The sequence below is a fragment of the Micromonospora sp. NPDC049051 genome, assembly GCF_043197575.1.
Taxonomy (GTDB): domain Bacteria; phylum Actinomycetota; class Actinomycetes; order Mycobacteriales; family Micromonosporaceae; genus Micromonospora.
Map to the genome: position 1 here is coordinate 62,897 of NZ_JBICTL010000008.1, position 20,068 is coordinate 82,964.

General features: G+C 74.5%; 12 protein-coding genes. 5 read left to right on the forward strand and 7 right to left on the reverse strand.

Translation table 11 applies throughout. The features are described from left to right. Positions 1-27 precede the first annotated feature (27 nt). From ACGFIR_RS27710 to ACGFIR_RS27720, 3 genes are read right to left on the reverse strand one after another with little or no spacing between them, the layout of a single operon-like run. A complete protein-coding gene (locus tag ACGFIR_RS27710; RefSeq protein ID WP_393008317.1) occupies positions 28-1,701 on the reverse strand; it encodes an amino acid adenylation domain-containing protein in 1,674 nt (557 codons plus the stop codon). Further along, the gene (locus ACGFIR_RS27715) at positions 1,698-9,026 is read right to left on the reverse strand and encodes an amino acid adenylation domain-containing protein (RefSeq protein WP_393148085.1); all 7,329 of its coding nucleotides are present in this window, start codon (positions 9,024-9,026) and stop codon (positions 1,698-1,700) included. Before ACGFIR_RS27715 ends, ACGFIR_RS27710 begins: the two co-directional genes overlap by 4 nt. Next, positions 9,023-10,843: a condensation domain-containing protein gene (locus ACGFIR_RS27720; RefSeq protein WP_393148087.1), complete on the reverse strand. Its 1,821-nt coding sequence runs from the start codon at positions 10,841-10,843 to the stop codon at positions 9,023-9,025. The genes ACGFIR_RS27715 and ACGFIR_RS27720 overlap by 4 nt, the downstream gene beginning before the upstream one ends. Before the next feature lie 219 nt (positions 10,844-11,062). Between ACGFIR_RS27720 and ACGFIR_RS27725 the strand changes: the two genes are divergently transcribed. Genes ACGFIR_RS27725 through ACGFIR_RS27745 form a run of 5 tightly spaced genes read left to right on the forward strand, consistent with a single transcriptional unit; the run spans position 11,063 to position 15,482 of the window. Further along, positions 11,063-12,073, forward strand: coding sequence for a 3-oxoacyl-[acyl-carrier-protein] synthase III C-terminal domain-containing protein (locus tag ACGFIR_RS27725; protein WP_393148089.1), 1,011 nt, complete (start codon positions 11,063-11,065; stop codon positions 12,071-12,073). A gap of 13 nt (positions 12,074-12,086) precedes the next feature. Continuing rightward, positions 12,087-12,356, forward strand: coding sequence for an acyl carrier protein (locus ACGFIR_RS27730; RefSeq protein ID WP_393008325.1), 270 nt, complete (start codon positions 12,087-12,089; stop codon positions 12,354-12,356). Continuing rightward, entirely contained in the window at positions 12,353-13,507 is a 1,155-nt protein-coding gene (locus ACGFIR_RS27735) for an acyl-CoA dehydrogenase family protein (protein ID WP_393148091.1), read from the forward strand. The genes ACGFIR_RS27730 and ACGFIR_RS27735 overlap by 4 nt, the downstream gene beginning before the upstream one ends. Beyond that, positions 13,504-14,532: an HAD-IIIC family phosphatase gene (locus ACGFIR_RS27740; protein ID WP_393148093.1), complete on the forward strand. Its 1,029-nt coding sequence runs from the start codon at positions 13,504-13,506 to the stop codon at positions 14,530-14,532. Before ACGFIR_RS27735 ends, ACGFIR_RS27740 begins: the two co-directional genes overlap by 4 nt. Further along, positions 14,529-15,482, forward strand: a complete 954-nt coding sequence (locus tag ACGFIR_RS27745; protein WP_393148095.1) for a 3-hydroxyacyl-CoA dehydrogenase family protein — start codon at positions 14,529-14,531, stop codon at positions 15,480-15,482. Before ACGFIR_RS27740 ends, ACGFIR_RS27745 begins: the two co-directional genes overlap by 4 nt. A gap of 1,845 nt (positions 15,483-17,327) precedes the next feature. Here the strand turns inward: ACGFIR_RS27745 and ACGFIR_RS27750 are convergent. From ACGFIR_RS27750 to ACGFIR_RS27765, 4 genes are read right to left on the reverse strand one after another with little or no spacing between them, the layout of a single operon-like run. After that, the gene (locus tag ACGFIR_RS27750; RefSeq protein ID WP_158242009.1) at positions 17,328-18,104 is read right to left on the reverse strand and encodes an ABC transporter permease; all 777 of its coding nucleotides are present in this window, start codon (positions 18,102-18,104) and stop codon (positions 17,328-17,330) included. Further along, positions 18,101-19,090 (reverse strand): ATP-binding cassette domain-containing protein, encoded by a 990-nt coding sequence (locus ACGFIR_RS27755; RefSeq protein ID WP_393148097.1) that lies wholly within the window; start codon positions 19,088-19,090, stop codon positions 18,101-18,103. Before ACGFIR_RS27755 ends, ACGFIR_RS27750 begins: the two co-directional genes overlap by 4 nt. A gap of 27 nt (positions 19,091-19,117) precedes the next feature. Continuing rightward, positions 19,118-19,861, reverse strand: coding sequence for a thioesterase II family protein (locus tag ACGFIR_RS27760; RefSeq protein WP_393008335.1), 744 nt, complete (start codon positions 19,859-19,861; stop codon positions 19,118-19,120). After that, complete coding sequence (locus ACGFIR_RS27765; protein WP_101415078.1) at positions 19,858-20,067, reverse strand: MbtH family protein; 210 nt, start codon at positions 20,065-20,067, stop codon at positions 19,858-19,860. The genes ACGFIR_RS27760 and ACGFIR_RS27765 overlap by 4 nt, the downstream gene beginning before the upstream one ends. Position 20,068 lies beyond the last annotated feature (1 nt).

Here is a 20,068-nt window from a genome sequence, read left to right on the forward strand (position 1 = left end):
CCGTCCTGCGTGCGGTCGGCCGGCAACTCACCCCGGTACCCCGAGCACGTGCGTGCTGCCGGTACGTGTCGGCCACGGCAGCGCCGCGCGGTCGAGCTTGCCGTTGGCGGTGGCGGGAAAGCCGTCCACGAACACCACCGCGGCCGGCACCATGTAGTCCGGTAGCGCGGCGGCGGCGTGCCGGCGCAACTCCCGTACGGTCGGCCGGCAACCGGCGGCCGGCACGACGTAGACCACCAGCGCGCGGTCGCCGTCGCGGTCCGGTCGGGCCAGCGCCACCACCTCCCGTACGCCCGGGTGCCCGCGCAGGCGGTGCTCGACCTCGGCCAGCTCCACCCGGGCGCCCCGGATCTTGACCTGCCCGTCGGCCCGGCCGAGGAAGGTCAGTGTCCCGTCGGGGCCGAAGCTCGCCCGGTCGCCGGTGCGGTAGAGCCGGCCGCCCGGGTCGGGCCCGAGCGTGTCCGGGACGAACCGCTGCCGGGTCAGCTCCGGCTGGCCGTGGTAGCCGAGGGCAAGGACGTCGCCGCCGATGAGCAGGTCGCCCGGCACCCCCGGTGGGCAGGGGCGCAGTTCCTCGTCGACCACCCAGTACTGCGCGTTGTCGATCGGCCGCCCGTACGGGATGCTGCGCCAGGTCGGGTCGACCTCGCCGACCTCGAACCAGTTCGACCACACCGTCGCCTCCGTCGCGCCGCCGAGGCTGACGACCGTCGCCCCGGGGAAGACGGCGCGTACCTCGTCCGGCAGCGTCAACGGCGTGTAGTCGCCGCTGAGGTAGACCAGCCGCAGGTCGCCGGTGCCGTCGGCGCCCCGGTGGGCGCCGAGCAGCGGCGCGAGGTGGGCCAGCGTCGTCGGCGCCGAGTTCCAGAACGTCACCGGCTCCCGCAGCAGCACGTCGCGCAGCAGCTCCGGGTCGCGCCGCTGCGCGTCGTCGGCGAGGTAGACGCCCGCCCCGTACGCGGGCAGCCCGAGCAGGTCGAAGACGGACAGGTCGAAGCCGAGCGAGGTGACCGACAGGCCCAGGTCGTGCGGGCCGAAGCCGTGCGTACGGCGGCACCAGGCGAAGAGGTTGTGCAGCGGGCGATGCGCCACGGCGACGCCGTTGGGACGGCCGGTGCTGCCGGAGGTGAAGACCACGTAGGCGGTGGAGTCCGCGCCGGTGCCGGGATCCGGAGGGTGCTTTTCGCGGGGGTCCGCGACCGGGGCGTCGGCGGCCACCGGGCGCACCCCCGGCGGCACCCGCCAGCCGTCCTCGCCCCCGGCGACGACGAGCAGCCGCACACCGGCCTCGGTCAGGAGGGTGTGCGCGCGCTCGGCGGGCAGCGTCGGCTCGACCGGCACGTAGCAGCCACCCGCCTTCAACACCCCGTACACGGCGACGGCCAGCAGCGGGCCGCGCGGCACCCGGATGCCCACCGGCGTCTCGGGGCCGACCCCGTGGTCGCGCAGCGCCCACGCCAGCCGGTTGGTGCGCCGGTCCAGCTCGGCGAAGGTCAGCGCGCCGCCGGCCCAGCGCACCGCCACGGCGTCGGGGCGGCGCCGGGCCTGCGCCTCGAACAGCCGGTGCACCGGGCCGTCCGCCGCGTACGCGCGGCCCGTACGGTTCCACGCCCGCTGTCGCGCCGCCGCGTCGGCTGTCGCCGGGGCCGCCGCGTCGGCTGTCGCCGGGGCTGGCGACCGGCCGCCGGCCGGGGCGGTCACCGGTCGCCGTCCAGCACGGCGCTGATCACGTCGGTCAGATGCACCAGCAGCGGCGGCTTCATGATCCCGATGTGGTCCCCCGGCACCCGGTGCAGCTCGATGCCGCCGCCGACCAACTCCTCCCAGCGGGCGAGGTAGTCGGCGAACGTCTGGCCCGAGGAGACCACGTGCTGGCCGTTGGCGAGCGCGTCGCTGGCGATGAGGTGCAGTTTGCCGGCGTAGCGGGGGTTCGGGTACTCGATGAGCGCCTGCAACGACTCGCGCCAGACCCGTACCATCCGCGGCCAGGCGGTGCCGACGCCGCGCTCGGGCAGCGCCATGCCCTCCTTCTCGTCGATGTCGTTCGCCACCCGCTCGTAGAGGTCCATGATCTCGGCCCGGCGCTCGGGGGTGTCCGCCTCCGGCCCGCCCCGGTCGATCTCCAGGACCAGCTTCTCCAGCCGGCGCACGAAGCCCATCTGCTCGTAGAACTTCGGCCGGGTCTGCGCGTCGAGCACCGGGTCGAGCAGCATGAAGGTGACGTCCTCACCGGCGTCGAGCAGCAGGGTGGCGAGCTCCGCCGCGATGGTGCTGCCGCCACACCAGCTGAACAGCCGGTACGGCCCGTGCGGCTGGGCGGCCCGCAGCTCGTCGAGGTGCCGGCGGGCCATCTCGGCGGCGGTGGGGATCGTCGCGTGGTCGCCGTGCGGCTTCGGCCACTCGAACGCGGCCAGGGGCAACTGCGGGTCCAGGTACGGCAGGAAGCGCTGGAACCAGTGGGCGCTGCCGCCGCCGGGATGGATGCAGAACAGCGGCGGGGCGCTGCCCCGGCGCAGCCAGAGCATCGCCCGGTTGCGGTTGCCGGGCTCGGCCGGCGCCTCCGGGCCGCCGACCGCCCCGTCGGTGATCGCGGCGGCCAGCCGCGCGACGGTCTGGTGCTCCAGGAAGGCCCGGAACGTCAGCTCCACGCCGTGCGACTCCCGCACCAGCGAGATGATCCGCATCATCGCCATCGAGTGGCCGCCGAGGTCGAAGAAGTCCTCGTCGATGCCGACCTCGTCCAGCCGCAGCACCTGCGCCCACGCGTCGGCGATGGCCCGCTCCAGCGGCGTACGGGGCGCCACCCGCGTGCTCCGCTCGGCGGGTCGCGGCTCGGTCGCGACCAGCGCGGCGCGGTCGACCTTGCCGGAGGCGGTCACCGGGAACTCCTCCACCACGTGGCAGCGGGTCGGCACCAGGTGCGCCGGCAGCCGGCGGCGTACGTGCTCGCGCAGTTCGGCAGCGGACGGGGTGGCGCCGCAGCTGCCGGCGGTGGGCCGGACGAACGCCACCAGCGTCGCCTCCTCCGTGCCCGCCGCGGCGACCGCGACGGCCGCGGCGGCCACCGCCGGGTGCGTCTGCAGCGCGTGCTCGACCTCGCCCAGCTCGATGCGGAAGCCGCGGACGCTGACCTGCTGGTCGCCGCGGCCGTGGAAGCGCAGCGTGCCGTCTGCCGCGCGGGAGACCACGTCACCGGTGCGGTACATCCGGGTGCCGGCCGGTCCGAACGGGTCGGGGACGAACCGCTCGGCGGTCAGCCCCGCGCGGCCGAGGTAGCCACGGGCCAGGCCCGCCCCGGCGACGTGCAGTTCGCCGCGTACCCCGGCGGGCAGCGGTCGCCCCTCGGCGTCCAGGACGTGGCACCGCACGTTCGCCAGCGGGGTGCCGATCGACGGCATCCGCTCCGGCGAGCCGGCGGCGACCGGCGCGTACGTGGCGGCGACGCACGCCTCGGTGGGGCCGTACAGGTTGACGAAGGCGGCGTGCCGCGCCCACCGGTCGGCCTCCCCGGCGGGGCACGCCTCGCCGCCGACCAGGGTGACCCGCAGGCGCGGGAAGTCCGCCGGGTCCAGCCGGCTGAGCATCGACGGCGGCAGGAACAGGTGGGTCAGCGTAGCCGCCTCGCCGCGCAGGTCGTCCGGGTCGCGGTCGGGCGCGGGCAGCACCAGTTCGGCGCCGGCGGTGAGAGCGGCGACCAGTTCGGACACCGAGGCGTCGAAGCCGACCGGGAAGAACTGCAACATCCGGTCGCCCGGCCGGAGGTCGAAGACCTCCTGCTGCGCGTGGCGGAGGTTGCGCAGCGCCCGGTGCGGCACGGCCACCCCCTTGGGCCGCCCGGTGGAGCCGGAGGTGTAGATGACGTACGCGAGGTCGTCCGGCGCCACCGTCACCTCCGGCGCGGTGACCGGCATGTCGAGCTGGGCGGACTCGTCGGTCACGTCGACCGTCGGCACGTTCCTCGGGCCGGGCCCGGTGAGGCCGGTCGGTGGCCGCCCGGCGGTGAGCACCACCGTGGCCGCCGTGTCGGCGAGCATGAACCGCAGCCGCTCGGCCGGGTACGCCGGGTCCAGCGGCAGGAACGCACCGCCCGCCTTCAGCACGGCCAGTACGCAGACGGCCAGGTCGGGCGTCCGGGGCAGGCAGACGCCGACGACCGAGCCCGGGCCGACGCCGAGGGTGCGCAGCCGGTGCGCCAGCCGGTTCGCGCGCAGCTCCAGCTCGGCGTAGTAGACCTTGACGATGCCCTGCCGCAGCGCGACGGCGGTCGGCGCGGCGCGGGCCCGCCGCTCGACGAGCCGGTGCACCGGCTCGTCGCTGTCGAAGGCCCGCTCGGTGCGGTTCGGCTCGACGAGCACCCGGTCGCGGTCGACCGGCGCCAGCGTCACCGTCCGGGGCGACCCCGCCGCGGCCGGCACCCCGTCCGGGAGGGCGCACTGGGCGGCGCCGGGACCGGCAACGGCGTCGGGACCGGGAGCGACGCCGGCCGCCATCGCGGCCAGCACCCGCCGGTAGGTTCGGCCGACCAGTTCCAGGTAGGGCCGGTCGATCCGGCTCGGCCGGCCCAGCAGGCGCAGGTAACCCGGGAACGACACCGCCGAGAACGGCTGCTCGCTCGGGCTGAAGTCGGACTCCAGGTCGATGCCGGAGTCCCAGTCGAGCACGTGGAAGTCCAGGTAGGTGAAGCTGACGTCGACCAGCGCCGAGGCGTGCCGGCCGTCGCGCCGCATCGCGGCCATCGGGTAGCGGCGGTGCGGCCAGAGCCGCGTCTCCCGGTCGAAGACCGCCCGCACCAGCCCCGGCCAGCTCCCGGCGGTCAGGTCGACGGGGAACGGCACCGTGTTCAGGTACATGCCGATCACCTCGTCGCCGCGCAGCCGCTCCGGCCGGCCGTTGCCGACCAGGCCGGTGAAGAAGCGCTGCCGCCCGGTCAGCAGGCCCCAGGCCGCGAGGTGGGCGGCGTGCAGCACGCTCTTCAGCGACACGTCCGCGTCGGCCGCGAGCCGACGCAGCGCCGGCTCCAGGTCGGCGTACGCGACGACGACCGAGTCCGGCGCGTCGTCGCCCGGCCCGTCCATCCCGGCGCCCCACTCGGTGGGGATCTCCAGCTTGTCGTCGGCCGTGATGGTGGCGGTCCAGAAGTCCCGGTCCACCGTCGAGCGCAGCGACTCCTGTTCGGCGGCGACGAAGTCGGCGAACCGGACGGCGGGCAGCGGGGCCGGCCGGGGTACGCCGCCCCGGCGCAGTGTCCGGTAGTGCGCGAGCAGCTCGGCGATCACCGAGGTGTGACTCCAGCCGTCGAGGATCGCGTGGCACTCGACGTGGGTGAGCCACCACTCGCGCTCCCCGGTGCGGTGCACCGCGTAGCGCAGCAGCGGCGGCACCGCCAGGTCGAACGGCGCGGCGCGCTGGGCGCGCAGGAACTCGTCGAGGACCTGGCGCTGCGCGGCCGGCGGCAGGTCCCGCAGGTCGTCCAGGTCCACCGGCAGCTCGGCGGTGGCGTGCACCAGTTGCAGCGGCCGCGTGTAGCCGGCGAGCGCGAAGGAGGTACGCAGGATCTCGTGCCGGCGTACCAGCAGCGCCGCCGCCGCGCGCAGGTCGGCCAGGTCGAACGGCGTCTCGTCCTCGATCCGGTAGCAGCTCACGTTCACGTAGACCGGCCGCTGCGCGGCCAGCATCTCGTACACCATTCCCGCCTGCGTCTCGCCCATCGGGTACGCATCGACCAGGCCCGGCGGCAGCAGCGCCCGGTCGGCGTCGGAGAGCAGCGCGAACGGCGCCACGACCGGCGGCTCGACTGCGCACGGGGGCGCGTCGGCCGGGCCGTCCGGCGTCCGCGTGCCGACGAGGTCGGCCAGCTCGGCGACGGTGGCGTGCCGGAACAGGTCGTGCACCGACAGCGGCAGGCCGGCCGCCCGCAGTGCCCCGACGGCGCGGATCGCCCGGATCGAGTCGCCGCCGTGCGCGAAGAACCCGTCGTCGCGGCCCACCGAGTCGACACCCAGCCCGTCGGCCACGGCCCGCGCGATCGTCCGCTCCAGCGCGGTCCGGGGCGCGGCCCCGGCCGGCGCGTCGTCGGCGGGCGGCGCGGGCAGCGCCCGGTGGTCGACCTTGCCGGCGGTGGTCAGCGGCAGCGCGTCGAGCACCACCCACCGCGCCGGCACCAGGTGCCGGGGCAGCCGGGCCCGGGCGTACGCCGCGACCGCGTCCCGATCCAGCGCCGGACCGGCCGCGTCGCGCGCGCCGACGAGGTACGCGACGAGCCGGTCGTCGCGCACGGCGACCACGGCGGCGACGACGTCCGGATGTGTGCCGAGCACCGCCTCCACCTCGCCCGGCTCGACGCGCTGGCCGCGCAGCTTCACCTGCCGGTCCAGCCGGCCCAGGTACTCGATCGTCCCGTCGGTGCGGTGCCGGACCAGGTCGCCGGTGCGGTAGAGCCGTCCGCCGGGCGCGGCGCCGAACGGGTCCGGCACGAACCGGTCGGCCGTGTGCCCGGGGCGGCCGAGGTAGCCGCGGGCGAGCTGCACGCCGGCCACCACCAGCTCGCCGGGCACGCCCGCCGGCAGCAGCCGCAGGTCCGCGTCGACGACGTAGGCGCGGGTGTTGGCGACCGGCCGGCCGATCGTGACCGGCTCCCCCGGCAGGCATTGCGCCGCCGTCACGTCGATCGTCGCCTCGGTGGGGCCGTAGAGGTTGTGCAGCTCGCAACCGAACCGCTGGTGCACGCCCGCCGCCAGCTCGGCCGTCAGCGGCTCGCCGCTGGCGAAGATCCGGCGCAGCGACGGCAGCTCGCCGGTCGGCGTGTCGAGGAAGGCGCGCAGCATCGACGGGACGAAGTGCAGCGTGGTGACGCCGTGTTCGGCGATCGTCGCGGCCAGGTACGCCGGGTCCCGGTGCCCGCCGGGACGGGCCACGACCAGCGTCGCGCCGCTGACCAGCGGCCAGAACAGCTCCCAGACCGAGACGTCGAAGCCGTACGGCGTCTTGTGCAGCACCCGGTCGGTGCCGTCGAGCGGGTACGCCCGCCCCATCCAGGCGAGCCGGTTCACCAGCGCGCGGTGGGTGACGACGACGCCCTTGGGCCAGCCGGTCGAGCCGGAGGTGTGCAGCACGTACGCCGGTTGGTCCGGGTCGGGGTCGCCGAGCGGCCCGGCCGGCGCGGCGGTGCCCACGTCGGGCCGGAGCAGCGTGCGCGCGGCGGTGCCGACTGCCGCCCGGTCGGTCACCACCACCCGTACCGAGGCGTCGGTGAGCAGCTGTTCCAGTCGCCGCGGCGGGCTCTCGGTGTCCAGCGGCAGGTACGCGCCGCCGGCGGTGAGCACGGCCAGCAGCGCGGCCACCAGCTCCGGGCCGCGCTCCAGGCACACCCCGACCACCGACTCGGGGCCGACACCCGCCGCGCGCAGCCGCGCCGCCAGCGCGGTGACGCGGGCGTCGAGTTCGGCGTACGACAGGATGCACCCCGCCGCCCGCACGGCCACCGCGTCCGGCGTCGCGGCCACCTGGGCCCGGAACAGCGCGGGCACCGTGCCGGCCGGCACCTCGGTGGCGGTGTCGTTCCAGCCGACGAGCAGCCGCTCGCGCTCGGCCGGCGGGATCAGGTCGATCTCGGACAGCGGGGTGTCCGGGGCCGCCGCCACGCCGGCCAGCAGCTGCCCGACCTGCGCGGCGAAGCGCTCGATCGTGGCGCGGTCGAACAGGCCGGTGGCGTAGACCAGGGCGCCGGAGAGCGAGCCGTCCGGCTCCGGGGAGACCGACAGGGTCAGGTCGAACCTGGCGTCGGCGAACGGGATCGGCACCGGCAGGACGTCCAACCCGGGCACCTGGAAGGCGTCCTGCCCGGCCTCCTGCCAGACGAACATCGTCGAGAACAGTGCCGTGCGCGCCGGGTCTCGGTCCGGCGCGAGCTCCTCGACCAGCTGCTCGAACGGCAGTTCCTGGTGGGCGAAGGCGTCCAGCGAGGTGCGGCGGACCCGCTCGACCAGCTCGCCGAACGTGGGGTCTTCGGTCAGGTCGGTGCGGACCACGACGGTGTCCACCAGGAGCCCGACGACGTCCTGCACGTCGTCGTGCCCGCGTCCGGCGACGGGCGTGCCGACCGTGACGTCGCTGGTGCCGCCCCACCGGCCGAGGACGACCGCGTACGCCGCCAGCAGGAGCATGAACGGCGTGGCCCGGTGCCGGCGGGCCAGCCGGCCCAGCGCCCCGGCCACCCCGGCGGGCACGGTGAACGGCACGACGTCGCCGGCGGTGTCCCGTACCGCCGGGCGGGGGCGGTCGGTCGGCAGCTCCACGGGCGTGACGCCGGCGAGCTGGCGGCGCCAGTACGGCAACTGGGCCTCCCGCAGCGCGTCCCCGCGCAGCCGCTGCCAGACCGCCACGTCGGCGTACCGCACCGGCGGCGGGGACAGGTCGGCGGGGCGGCCATCGATCGCGGCGGCGTAGCGGTGGCGCAGCTCCTCCAGCAGCAGGCCCTCCGACCAGTGGTCCACGGCGATGTGGTGGGTGGTGAGCAGCAGCAGGTGCTGGTCGGGTTCCCGGCGTACCAGCAGCGCGCGCAGGATCGGCCCGGCGGCCAGGTCGATCGGTTCGCGGTCGACCGAGACGAGCCGGTTCAGCAGGGCGCACTGCGTCTCGCTGTCCAGGTGGGTGAGGTCGCGGACCGGCAGCGGCACCGGGGCGGGCGGGTCGACCAGCTGTACCGGCTCGCCGTCGGCGCCGACCGGATAGCGGGTGCGCAGCACCTCGTGCCGGGCCACCAGCCCGTCGAGGGCGACGCGGAGCGCGGCGACGTCCAGCCGGCCGCCCGGGCGGTCGGTCAGGTGCAGCGCGATCTGCACCAGGTACTCGACGCCGCCGGGGCGCAGCCGGTCCAGGATCCACAGCCGGCGCTGCGCGTACGACAGCGGTGGCGGCTGCGCCCCGCAGGCCCGGGGGATGCCCGGCTCGGGCAGCGGGTCGAGGCCGCGCAGCCGGCGGGTGAGCAGTTGCTCGTGCGGGGTGGGCGGCTTCCCGGTCTCGGTCATCGGGTTCCTTCCCGGGCGGCGCGGGACAGCAGGTCCCGTGCCTGGCTCTCGGAGAGTCGGCTGACGTCGGCGCGGACCGCGGCGGTGACCGCGGCCGCGAGGGCGGCCACCGAGGTGGCCTCGAACAGGACGTGCAGGGGAAGCTCGACGGCGAACGCCTGCCGCAGCGCGGTACGCACCCGGGCCACCAGCAGCGAGTGGCCGCCGAGGTCGAAGAAGTCGTCGTCGGCCGCGATGTCGTCGTTGCCGAGCAGCCGCGCCCAGATCCCGGCGACGGCCCGCTCGACGGGGTCGGTCGGCGCCCCGACGGCGGACGCCCGCCCGACGCCGCCGTCGGCGGCGGCCGGCACGGGCGGGGCGCCGGGCGCGGGCGGGGCGCCCGGCGCGGGCGAGGTGTCGGACGCGGGCGGGGCCCCGGACACGGGCGGGGCCCCGGGCGCCGGGGCCGGCTGGAGGGCGCGGGCCTCCGGCTCGCCGGCCAGCCGTTCCAGCAGCGTGACGTAGTCCTCGGCGAGCCGTCGCATCGTCGCGCGGTCGAACAGTCCGCGGGCGTACTCGAGGACGCAGCTCAGGTCGCCGGCCGCGCCCCGGCAGACGGTGAACACCAGGTCGAACTTGGCGTCGGTGGCGGTCAGGGGCAGCGGCTCGACCGTGGCGCCGCCAAGCGTGCCGGGCGTCTCCCCCGTGTGCAGGACCTGGAACATTATCTCGAAGAGCGGATTGCGGGCGGGATCCCGGCGGGGCCGGATCGCCGCCACGACCTCCTCGAACGGGACGTCGTTGTGGGTGAGCGCGGCCAGCACGGTCGCCCGCACCCGCTCCAGCACCCGCGCGAACGACGGCCCGCCCGCCAGGTCGGTCCGCAGCACCAGGGTGTCGACGAAGAAGCCGACCAGGTCCTCGGTCTCCGGCGCGTCCCGCCCCGCGGCGGGCATCCCGACCGCGATGTCCGTGCGGCCGGTGCGCTGCGCCAGCAGCACCTGGAAGGCGGCCAGCAGCGTCATGAACGCGCCCGTCCCATACCGCTCGCCGACGGCGTCGACCAGCCGCGCGACGTGCGCCGGCACGTCCAGCGTGAGCACGTCGCCACAGCGGTCCCGGCGGGCGTCACGCGAACGGTCGGTGGGCAGCAGGACCGGTTCGAGTCCGGCGAGCTGGTCGCGCCAGTAGTCGACGCCGGCCGCCCCGGCGGCCTCGCGCCGGGCCCGCTGCCACGACGCGACGTCGGCGTACTGCACGGTCGGCGGTGCCGGCAGGCGCCGGCCGGTCAGCACCGCGCGGTACGCGTCGTCGAGGTCACGCCGCAGCACGTCGCACGACCACGCGTCGGCCGCGATGTGGTGCAGGGTGAGGCCGACCAGGTGCTCCGTCGGCGCGAGCCGGGCCACCACCACCCGCAGCGGGTGCTCCCGGCGCAGGTCGAACGGCCGGTTGCCGGTCGCGTCGAGCAGCGCCGCCGCCCGGGTGCCGGCGTCCGGTGCGCCGGCGAGGTCGACGAGGGTGACGTCCACCGGGCCGGGCGGGTCGACCAGCTGCACCGGCCCGCCGTCGCCGTCGCCGTACCGGGTGCGCAGCACCTCGTGCCGACGGACGACCTCGGTCACCGCGCGGGCGAACACCTCGGGATCCCACGGTCCGCGCAGGCGCCACCGCAGCCAGACCAGGTACTCCGTACCGTCGCCGCGCAGCCCGTCGAGGAACCACAGGCGCTCCTGCCCGGGCGACAGCCGCAGCGGGCCGCCACGCGGCACCGGCCGGATCCGGTTCCCGCTGCCGCGCGGCGGGGCGTTCGTCTGGGTGGGCATCCGGCTCGGCATCGGCGTCTCCCCCTTCACCGGCGGTCGGCATCGGATCGAGACTCGTGGACGCCGGCTGGCCGGTACCAGAGAAGGACCGGCAACGCCTCTGCCGGTCCTTCTCTGTCCCGCCGCCCGCCGTGCTCGGCACAGTGGCACCGAGTCGGCGGATGCGGGCCACCCGCCGGCGGCCCGCGACGCGACACCCACGACGGCCCCTGCTACCGAAGGGCGGCGAACATGCCCGCAACCATGGCGGTACGGACCATGGCGTCCTTCCTGCCGCACCGGTCGGTCGCGGTGGCGGAGCTGCCGGAACTGGCGTACCTCGGGCCAGGCGAGCGGGAACTCTGCGCCGGCCTCGGCATCGACCGCGTCCGCGCCGACCCGGGGCTGGACGCGTTCGACCTGGCCGCGGGCGCCGCCAGCCGGGCCCTGGCGGCCGCCGGGCTGGCCCCGGAGCGGGTCGGCGCGCTGGTCGTGGTGGAGTCCCGCGCGCCGGCAACGCTGGTCAGCTCCGCCGAGACCCGGTTGCAGGCGCACCTCGGCACCGACCGGGCGCTGACGTTCTCCGTCGGCGGGCTGGGCTGCGTGTCGGTCACGCCGGCGCTGCTGGTGGCGCGCGGCCTGCTGGCCGCCGACCCGGGGCTGTCCGACGTCCTCGTCGTGCACGGCAGCACGCCGGCCACGCCACGGCGCTACCGGCACCCGGTCACCGTCAGCGGCGACGGCGGGCTGGCCGCGGTCGTCTCGCGCGACGGGCCGCTGCGGGTCCTCGACGTGCTGCAGGAGACCGACGGCCGCTACTGGGACCTGTTCCGGGTGGACTACCGGGACCGCCCGTCGGCCCGCTGGACCGAGCGGTGCCGCGACCCCCGGGAGTACTCCTTCCAGCTGGCGCTGGAGAGCCGCAACCGGCTGCGCACGATGTACCAGCGCCTGCTGGAGCGCAACGGGTTGGCGCCGGCGGACATCGCCCGGCACCTGAGCCACAACCTCTCCACCGGAGCGTTCCGCTTCGTCGAGGAGACGCTCGGCGTGAGCGTCTCCTCGACCTGCCACGACAACCTGCGCGACCTGGGCCACCTCGGCCCGAACGACGTGCTGCTGAACCTGGCGACCGAGATCGGGGCGGGGCGGCTGCGGGGCGGCCAGCGGGCCGTTCTCGTCAACTCCAGCCCCGTGGCCGCCTGGAGCCTGGTGCTGGTCGAGTTCGACGGCGGCCCGGTGTCCCCGGAGACGGTCGACTGAGATGGGAGTGGGGATGGACGCACCCGACCGGGCCACGGTGGCGCGGGAGCTGCACGACTTCATCGCCCCGGCGCTGTCCGGGCCGATCGGCCCCGACGAGGACTACTTCGCGCTCGGCCTGCTCAACTCGCTGTTCGCGATCGAGCTGGTGGTCTTCGTGGAGGAGCGCTTCGGCCTCGAGGTCGAGGTGGCCGACCTCGACCTCGGCCACTTCCGGACGATCTCCCGGCTGACCGACTTCGTGCTGGCGAAGCTGGCCCGCCGGGCCGGGACGACGGCGTGACCGCCCCGCCGGCGCTCGACGACCTCGGCGCGGACCTCGCCGCGACGGCGTACGGCCAGGCAGCCCGCTGGGACCGCGACGGCGCGCTGCCGGCAGCGGTACGCGGCGCCGCCGCGCAGGCCGGGCTGCTCACGGCGGACCTGCCGGTCGGCTACGGGGGTCTCGGCGCCAGCCCGGCGCAGGTCGGCGAGCTGTGCGCCCGCCTCGGCGGCGTGTGCGGCGCGCTGCGGGCGCTGGTCACCGTGCAGGCCATGGTCGCGGCGGCCGTGCTGCGCTGGGGCACCGCCGAGCAGCGGACGCGCTGGCTGCCCGCGTTCGCCCGGGGTGAACTGCTCGCCGGCTTCGCCGCCACCGAGGCCGGCGCGGGCAGCGACCTGGCCGCCGTCGACACCCGCGTCCGCGCCGTCGCCGACGGCCGGGAGCCCACCCTGGAGCTGACCGGGGTCAAGCGCTGGGTGAGCTTCGGGCAGGTCGCCGACGTGGTGCTGGTGCTCGGTGTGCTGGACGGCCGGCACACCGCCGTGCTGGTCGAGACCGACCGGCCCGGCGTGACCCGGCAGCCGGTCGAGGGTCAGCTCGGTCTGCGCGCCGCCCAGCTGGCCCACATCCGGCTCGACGGCGTACGGGTCCCCGCGACGAACCGCGTCGCGCCGCCCGGCTTCGGCCTGTCCCACGTCGCGGCCACCGCGCTGGACCACGGGCGGTTCACGGTCGGCTGGGGCTGCGTCGGGATGGCCGAGGCGTGCCTGCGCGACATGGCCGAGCACGTGCTCACCCGCCGGCAGGGCGACACCCTGCTCGCCGAGCACCAGAGCGTACGCGCGCTGCTGGGTCGGGCCGCCGTGGAGACCGCCGGCGCGCGGGAACTCGCCGCCCGGGCCACGCGGTGGCGGGCTGCCGGTGCCCCCGACGCGATCGCCGGCACGGTCGCGGCGAAGTACGCGGCGGCCCGCGCCGCCGCCTCGGTCGCCGGCACGGCCGTGCAGGTGCTCGGCGCGGCCGGCTGCGCCCCGGAGAGCCGCGCCGGCCGGTTCTACCGGGACGCCAAGGTCATGGAGATCATCGAGGGCTCCGCCCAGGTGGCCGAGCTGCACGTCGCCGACCATCTGCTGCGGCGAACCCGCGCGACGGGACCAGGGGGACGACGGTGACCAAGCTGGTGAAGTGTCTGGTCTGGGATCTCGACGACACGCTGTGGGACGGCGTCGTGCTGGAGGGCGACGCCCCGGTGCCGTTCCCCGCGGCGGTACGCACGCTGCGCGCCCTGGACCGGCGCGGCGTCCTGCACGCCGTGGCCAGCCGTGGCGAGCGCGCCCCCGCCACCGCCCACCTCGCCGCGCACGGACTGCTCGACCTGTTCACCCGCGTCGAGGTCGGCTGGGGCGCCAAGTCCGGCGCGGTCGCCCGGATCGCCGCCGACCTGGGCATCGGCCTGGACGCGGTCGCGTTCGTCGACAACGACCCGGTGGAGCGCGCCGAGGTCGCCGCCGCCCTGCCGGCCGTGCGCTGCCACCCGGCCGACGCCGTCGCCGACCTGCCGGCCCGACCCGAGTTCACCGGCGGGCCCCCCACCGAGGAGTCGCGGCGGCGCCGCCAGCTCTACCGGGTCGACGACCGGCGCCGGGCCGCCGAGGCCGCGCACGCCGGGCCGCCCGCGGAGTTCCTCGCCTCGCTCGGCCTGGTGCTGCGGGTGCGCCGGGCCGGCCCGGCCGACCTCGCCCGGGCCCACGAGCTGACCGTACGCACCCACCAGCTGAACACCACCGGCGTCACGTTCAGCCCGGCGGAGCTGCGCGCGCTGTGCGCGTCGCCCCGGCACGAGGTGCTGGTGGCGCGGTTGCACGACCGGTTCGGCTCCTACGGCACCGTCGGGCTGGCGGTCACCGAGCTGCGGCCGGCCGCGACCGTGCTGCGGCTGCTGCTGATGTCGTGCCGGGTGCTGTCCCGCGGTGCCGGCGCGGCGTTGCTGGACCACCTCGTGCACACCGCCCTGGCCGCGGGCCGGCGACCGGTGGCGGAGTTCGTACCCACCGCGGCCAACCGCCAGATGCTGGTCACCCTGCGCTTCGCCGGCTTCGCCGTCGAGGACGACGCGGGCGACCGGTGGACACTGGCGGTCGATCCGGCCCGACCGCCGGCCGCGCGGTCGCACCCGGTGCGGGTGGTGGCGGCGTGACCGGGCAGCGGACCGCCGGACCCGGCGCGGCCGGGCCGAACGCGTACGCCGCACGGGGCGACGGCGACGGCGCGGGCGGGACCGTCGGGGTGGTCGGCGCCGGCACGATGGGGCTCGGCGTCGCCCAGTGCCTCGCCGCCGGCGGGTACGACGTGGTCGTGGTCGACCCGGCGCTCGGGTCGGCGGCCGGGGTGGCGGCGGCGCGGACCCGGCTGCGCACCGAGCTGCGACAGGCCCGGTTGCTGCGCGCGCGCCACGCGGACGAGCCGGTGACCCGGGTCGTCGAGCGGATCAGCTGGACCGACCGGGTCGCCGCGCTGCACCGGGCCGGGTACGTCATCGAGTGCGCGCCGGAACGCATCCCGCTCAAGGAACGGATCTTCGGCGAGCTGGACGCGGCCTGTCCACCGGAGACGGTGCTCGCCTCGGTCACCTCGGCCATCCCGATCGACCGGCTCGCCGCCCGCACCCGCCGGCCGGAGCGGGTCGTCGGGACGCACTTCATGAACCCCGCGCCGCTCAAGGACGGCGTCGAGGTGGTGCGGGCGGCGCGGACCGGCGCGGAGGCCCTGCGGCGCACCCTCGACCTGCTCGCCACGATCGGCAAGACCGGCATCGTGGTCGCCGACGGGCCGGGCTTCGTGCTCAACCGCGTGCTGATGCTCACCGTCAACGAGGCCGCCGAGGTCCTCGGCCAGGGCACGGCCGACGCCGAGACCGTCGACCGGCTCTTCCGGGACTGCCTCGGGCACCCGATGGGCCCGCTGCGCACGGCCGACCTGATCGGCCTGGACACCGTCGTGGACACCCTTCTGGTGCTGTTCGAGTGCACCGGCGACCCGCGCTTTCAACCCGGGCGCACCCTGCGGGAGCTGGTGGACGCGGGCCGGTACGGCCGCAAGAGCGGCAGTGGTTTCCACCAGTACCCGCGGCCGTCCGCCGGCCCGTAGCCCGTGCCGACGTCGTGGACGACGATGCGAGGCCCCGTCGGGGCATCGGGTGTCGGTCAATTCGCTGTCTTTCCTGGAGCCTCACCCGCGACGATTCCCGGCCACGCACAACCGCCCTGACCTGCACGATCAGGATGAGGAAGCTCAGGGCAAACGTGATGACCTCCGCGGGAGAGGCTGCGCTGCCCGGGGCAGCGTAGGCACCCCTTCAAGCGGGGTGCCTTTCGGCCGAAGCTGTGACACGGGCAGGAAGCCGTGAACCGCGCCGACGCGAAGATCCCGCGCCGTCCGGCCCACCCCGCCGACCCTGCTCGCGCCTGCCGTGGAACGGGCGGTCGTCCCGCCCGGGACCCGGGGGATGCTGGACGATCTGCGGGGCTGTCCACCACGATCGTGCGGGCGCTCGTCGTCTTCGCACCGCATCGAATCCCACCGCCGCGCAGGATGGAGACAGCGCACCGGATCACATGTCGACGTGCGCTGACTCAATCACGAGTGTGGGCCGGAGACGCGTGAATGGATCTCCGGTTATTCTGCGCCGGCAGAATCGAGGTGCCGGCGCAGCTGGTCAGCGAGCTGAGCCAATGCCTTGTCGAGGGCGGCGACGTGATCGGGGGTCCGGTCCGGCCCCGGTCGTGTCCACCGCCGCGCTGCCGCAGACCCGCCGGAACGGCACTGAACGCGCTGATCAGCCGGTCGCATCGGCGAGATCGGCGGGCAGGCGGCAGGCGGGCGGGCAGTCGGGCATCAGCGTGACCGATGACGCCCCGCCCGTCACCGGTCACCGTGATCTTCGAACGCGTTGCGGGAGCCTTCACCAGCAGGTGCCTTCCGCGAACAGGACAGGAGACCTTCGGCAATCCCGTTCTCCTCAGCAGAAGGCACTCTCCGCTTCCGGCCTACCCCTTGAGAATCTGACGAAGGGGACGAGGCTAGGGCAGGGACGGCGGGATCGCCGAATCCGCAGCTGCGCCCCAACGATTCAGCGGGCTACTTTCCGGCATAGCCAACTTGACGCCGGCCTGAAACCTGGTCTGGACCCCGAGATACTCCAACAGTTCGCCGACACGTCGACTGAAGGTTCTGGGCGAACAATTCAACTGGTGACTCGCGGCGACGTCCGTTGCCCCACTGAGTAAGGCCGCGACGATTACGTCCAGGTGGGGAGGAATTGGCTTCAGAGGAAAAGCTTCACTGCCAGCCCGATCACGAACAGCTCCGCCGAACTTACTCTTCGTCATCCCATCTTCCTTATCCAGCAGTCACCACGAGGCAAGCGCGGACTTCGACGCTGAAGCCGACCACCCAACGCGAGACTCATTCTGCCAGAGGGGCACCAAGTGGGGATTATCACGAAACAGCAAAAGGTCTGCACTTCACGCGATCACCTGGTCACCCAAGGTGGGGATTGACCAGCGACAAATCGGGCCACTTTCGCGCTGGCGGAATAAACGCTTCACCACCGTCTGATTCTGATCATCCCGTTTCGGACTCCCGCCCGAACCCGCAGCAAGCTTCCGGGCAAAACAGACAAGGGGTGGCCATTAAGGGTTCCCGATAGGTATGACGCGTCGATTAGGGGTGTCCTGGCGCGGTACTCGCCTTCTCGAAAGCGCTCCCACGAACTGGGCGAGGAGTTCCGGGCCCCGGCGGCACCGGGTCCACTCGCCGGTGCGCGTCGCCACCATCCCGGCCGGGCAGACCGACGCACGGGTCGGTGAAGTCGCATGGCATCGGCGCGGACGTGCCGCCGCCCTCGCGGTCGACCGCCCCCGCCTCGCCACCCCGTCGCTGACGCGAGGCCCCTTCTCAGGGGCGCGCGCCGCGACGGGGTACCGGCACCGTTCAGGAACGCCGACGATGCCGGGCCAACGCCACGCCGGTCGTCGCCATGGCCACCGCCGCCAACCCCGCCAGCAGGCCCAGGCCCGTCAGCACCTTCCCCAGTTCCAGGCTGTCGTTGAACGAGTCGCGACACAGCTCCACCGCCCAGTTGACCGGGTTCGCGGCGATCGCCGCGGCGACCCAGCCCGGCACCAGGTCCTTGGGCATGAAGGCGCTGGAGAGGAAGGTCAGGGGCATCACGATGAAGTTGACCATCGCGATCAGGGACTCCTCCCGCCCCACGATCAGCGCGACGGTGCTCGACAGAGCGGCGAGCGCGCAGGCGACCCCCGCGAGCGCGAGGATCATGACGACAACTCCGAGCACGCCCCCGTGGAATCTCACCCCGAGCCCGTAGCCCACCACGAGCAGGATGGCCGTCGGGATCACCGCGTTGACCACCTGCTGCACCAGCGGACCGATGATCAGGGCGATCGGGCGCACCGGGGACGCCAGCAGCCGGTCAAGGGTGCCCCGCTCCATGTCCGCCAGCAGGGACAGACCGTTCCAGCCACTCGCGAGCAGGACCGTCATCACGATGAGCCCCGGCAGGAAGAACTGGGCGTAGTTGTCCGACCCGAATCCGGGGATGTCGGCGATACGGCGGAAGGTCCCGCTGAACAGCAGCAACCACAGGAACGGCTGGACGAGGTTGATCGCGATGAGCCACGGTTGACGAAACGTGTGCAGGATGTGCCGACGCGCGATGTAGGCGGACTGCCCGACGAGCTCACTCACGATGCCTGCCCTCCGGCGGTCGCCCCGGGATCCACCTGGGTGGCGAATCTGCGTCCCGTGTACGCCAGGTACACGTCATCCAGGGTCGGCTGGGACACGCTCACCGACCGTACCGCCATGGCTTCCTGGCCGAGCCGCGCGAGGACGACCGGCACCGCCGCCCCGCCGCTTGGCGCCCGTGCGTGCAGCCGGCGCCCGTCGACGCGGATCTCGTCGAGATCGTCGAGCCCCGCCAGCGCGCCGCGGATCGCTTCCTCGGACTGGTCGGACTCGAACTCGACCTGCAGGGTGTCCCCCCGCAGCTTCTGCTTCAGCGTCTCCGGGCTGCCCGTCGTCACGATCTTGCCGCGGTCGATGATGGCCACGTCGTTCGCCAACGCGTCGGCCTCTTCGAGGTAGTGGGTGGTCAGCAGGATGGTGATCCCCTCCTGCCGGACCAGCGCGGTGAGGTCGGCCCAGAGCTGCACGCGGATGTCGGGGTCGAGGCCGGTCGTCGGCTCGTCGAGATAGAGGACCCGGGGGCGGTGCACGATCCCCATGGCGATGTCGACCCGACGCTTCATGCCACCGGAGCAGAAGCCCGCCTGCCGGCCGGCGACGTCCGAGAGCGCCAGCATCGAGAGCACCTCGTCGGTGCGGGTCGCCAGCGCCCGGCCCTTGAGTCCGAACATCCGCCCCTGGAGAAGCACGTTCTCGCGCACGGTGGCGGTCGGTACGGCGCTGAGGCGCTGTCCGACGAGCCCGATCCGCCTACGCACCTCGGTCGCCTGCCGAACGACGTCGTACCCGGCGACGAGTGCCTGCCCCGAGTCCGCGCGGGCCAGCGTCGAGAGGATCCGCACAGCGGTGGACTTGCCGGCCCCGTTGGGCCCCAGCAACCCGAACAGGGTGCCCTCAGGCACCACGAAGCTCAGCCCGTCGAGGGCCCGGACGCCCCGCGGGTAGCTCTTGACCAGGTCACGTACCTGGATGGCCATCTCGGCCATGTGCGTTCCTCTCGTCCTTCGTGGATGTCAGAGGTCGAGCTCGGCCAGCAACAGTTCGCCGAGTCGCGCCGAGGCCGACCCGAGGAAGTCGTGCCCGCCCGGCATGATCCGCAGGGTGAAGTCCTTGCTCGTGTGGTCCTGCCACATCGCGAGGTCCGCGAAGTCCACCGACGCGTCCTCCCGGGCGCCGACGACCGTGACCGGCATCCCGAGTGGCGCACCGGGCTGGTAGTCCCAGTTCTCGTAGACGGCGAAGTCGGCGCGGATGGCCGGTTCGAACATGCCGAAGAGGTTCCGGTCCGACAGCACCGACTCGGGGGTGATGCGGGAGTCCCGCAGGTAGGTGATGAGGTCCGGCTCGGCCAGCGTGTGTATGCGACGTTCCGGGGCGACCACCCTCGGCCCGGGCGAGGCCAGCACGATGAGCCGGACCGGCGGGCGGCCCGCCTGGGTCAGCTCGCGCGCCACCTGGTAGGCGACGAACGACCCCGAGCAGTAACCCAGCAAGGCCAGCGGCACGTCGTCCCACTCGCCCAGAGTCTTGATCACCTCCGCGACGGTCTCGTGCATGTCCGTGAGCGGGGTCTCCCGTCGGCGGGATTCCCGGCCCGGCAGTCGCAGGGCGCAGAGGTCGACGCTCGGCGGGAAGACGGCGCTGAGCGGCCGGAAGGTCGCCGTACCGCCGCCGGCCTGCGGGAAACACAGCAGCCGGACTCGCGGGTCGGTCACCGCACCGATCCGGACGATGGTGGACTGGGGGCGGACGGTCATGCCGAGTCGGCCTCCATCAGCAGGCGCAGGCTGCGGGGCCGCATGTCGGTCCAGACCGTGGCGATGTGGTCGAGGCACTCCTGCCGGGGGCCGGAGGGGCCGGACGCGGTCCACCCAGCCGGGATCGGGCGGTCGTCGGGCCAGATCGAATACTGTTCCTCGTCGTTCATGACCACCTGATAGGTGCGCCCGTCGTCGTCGAACAAC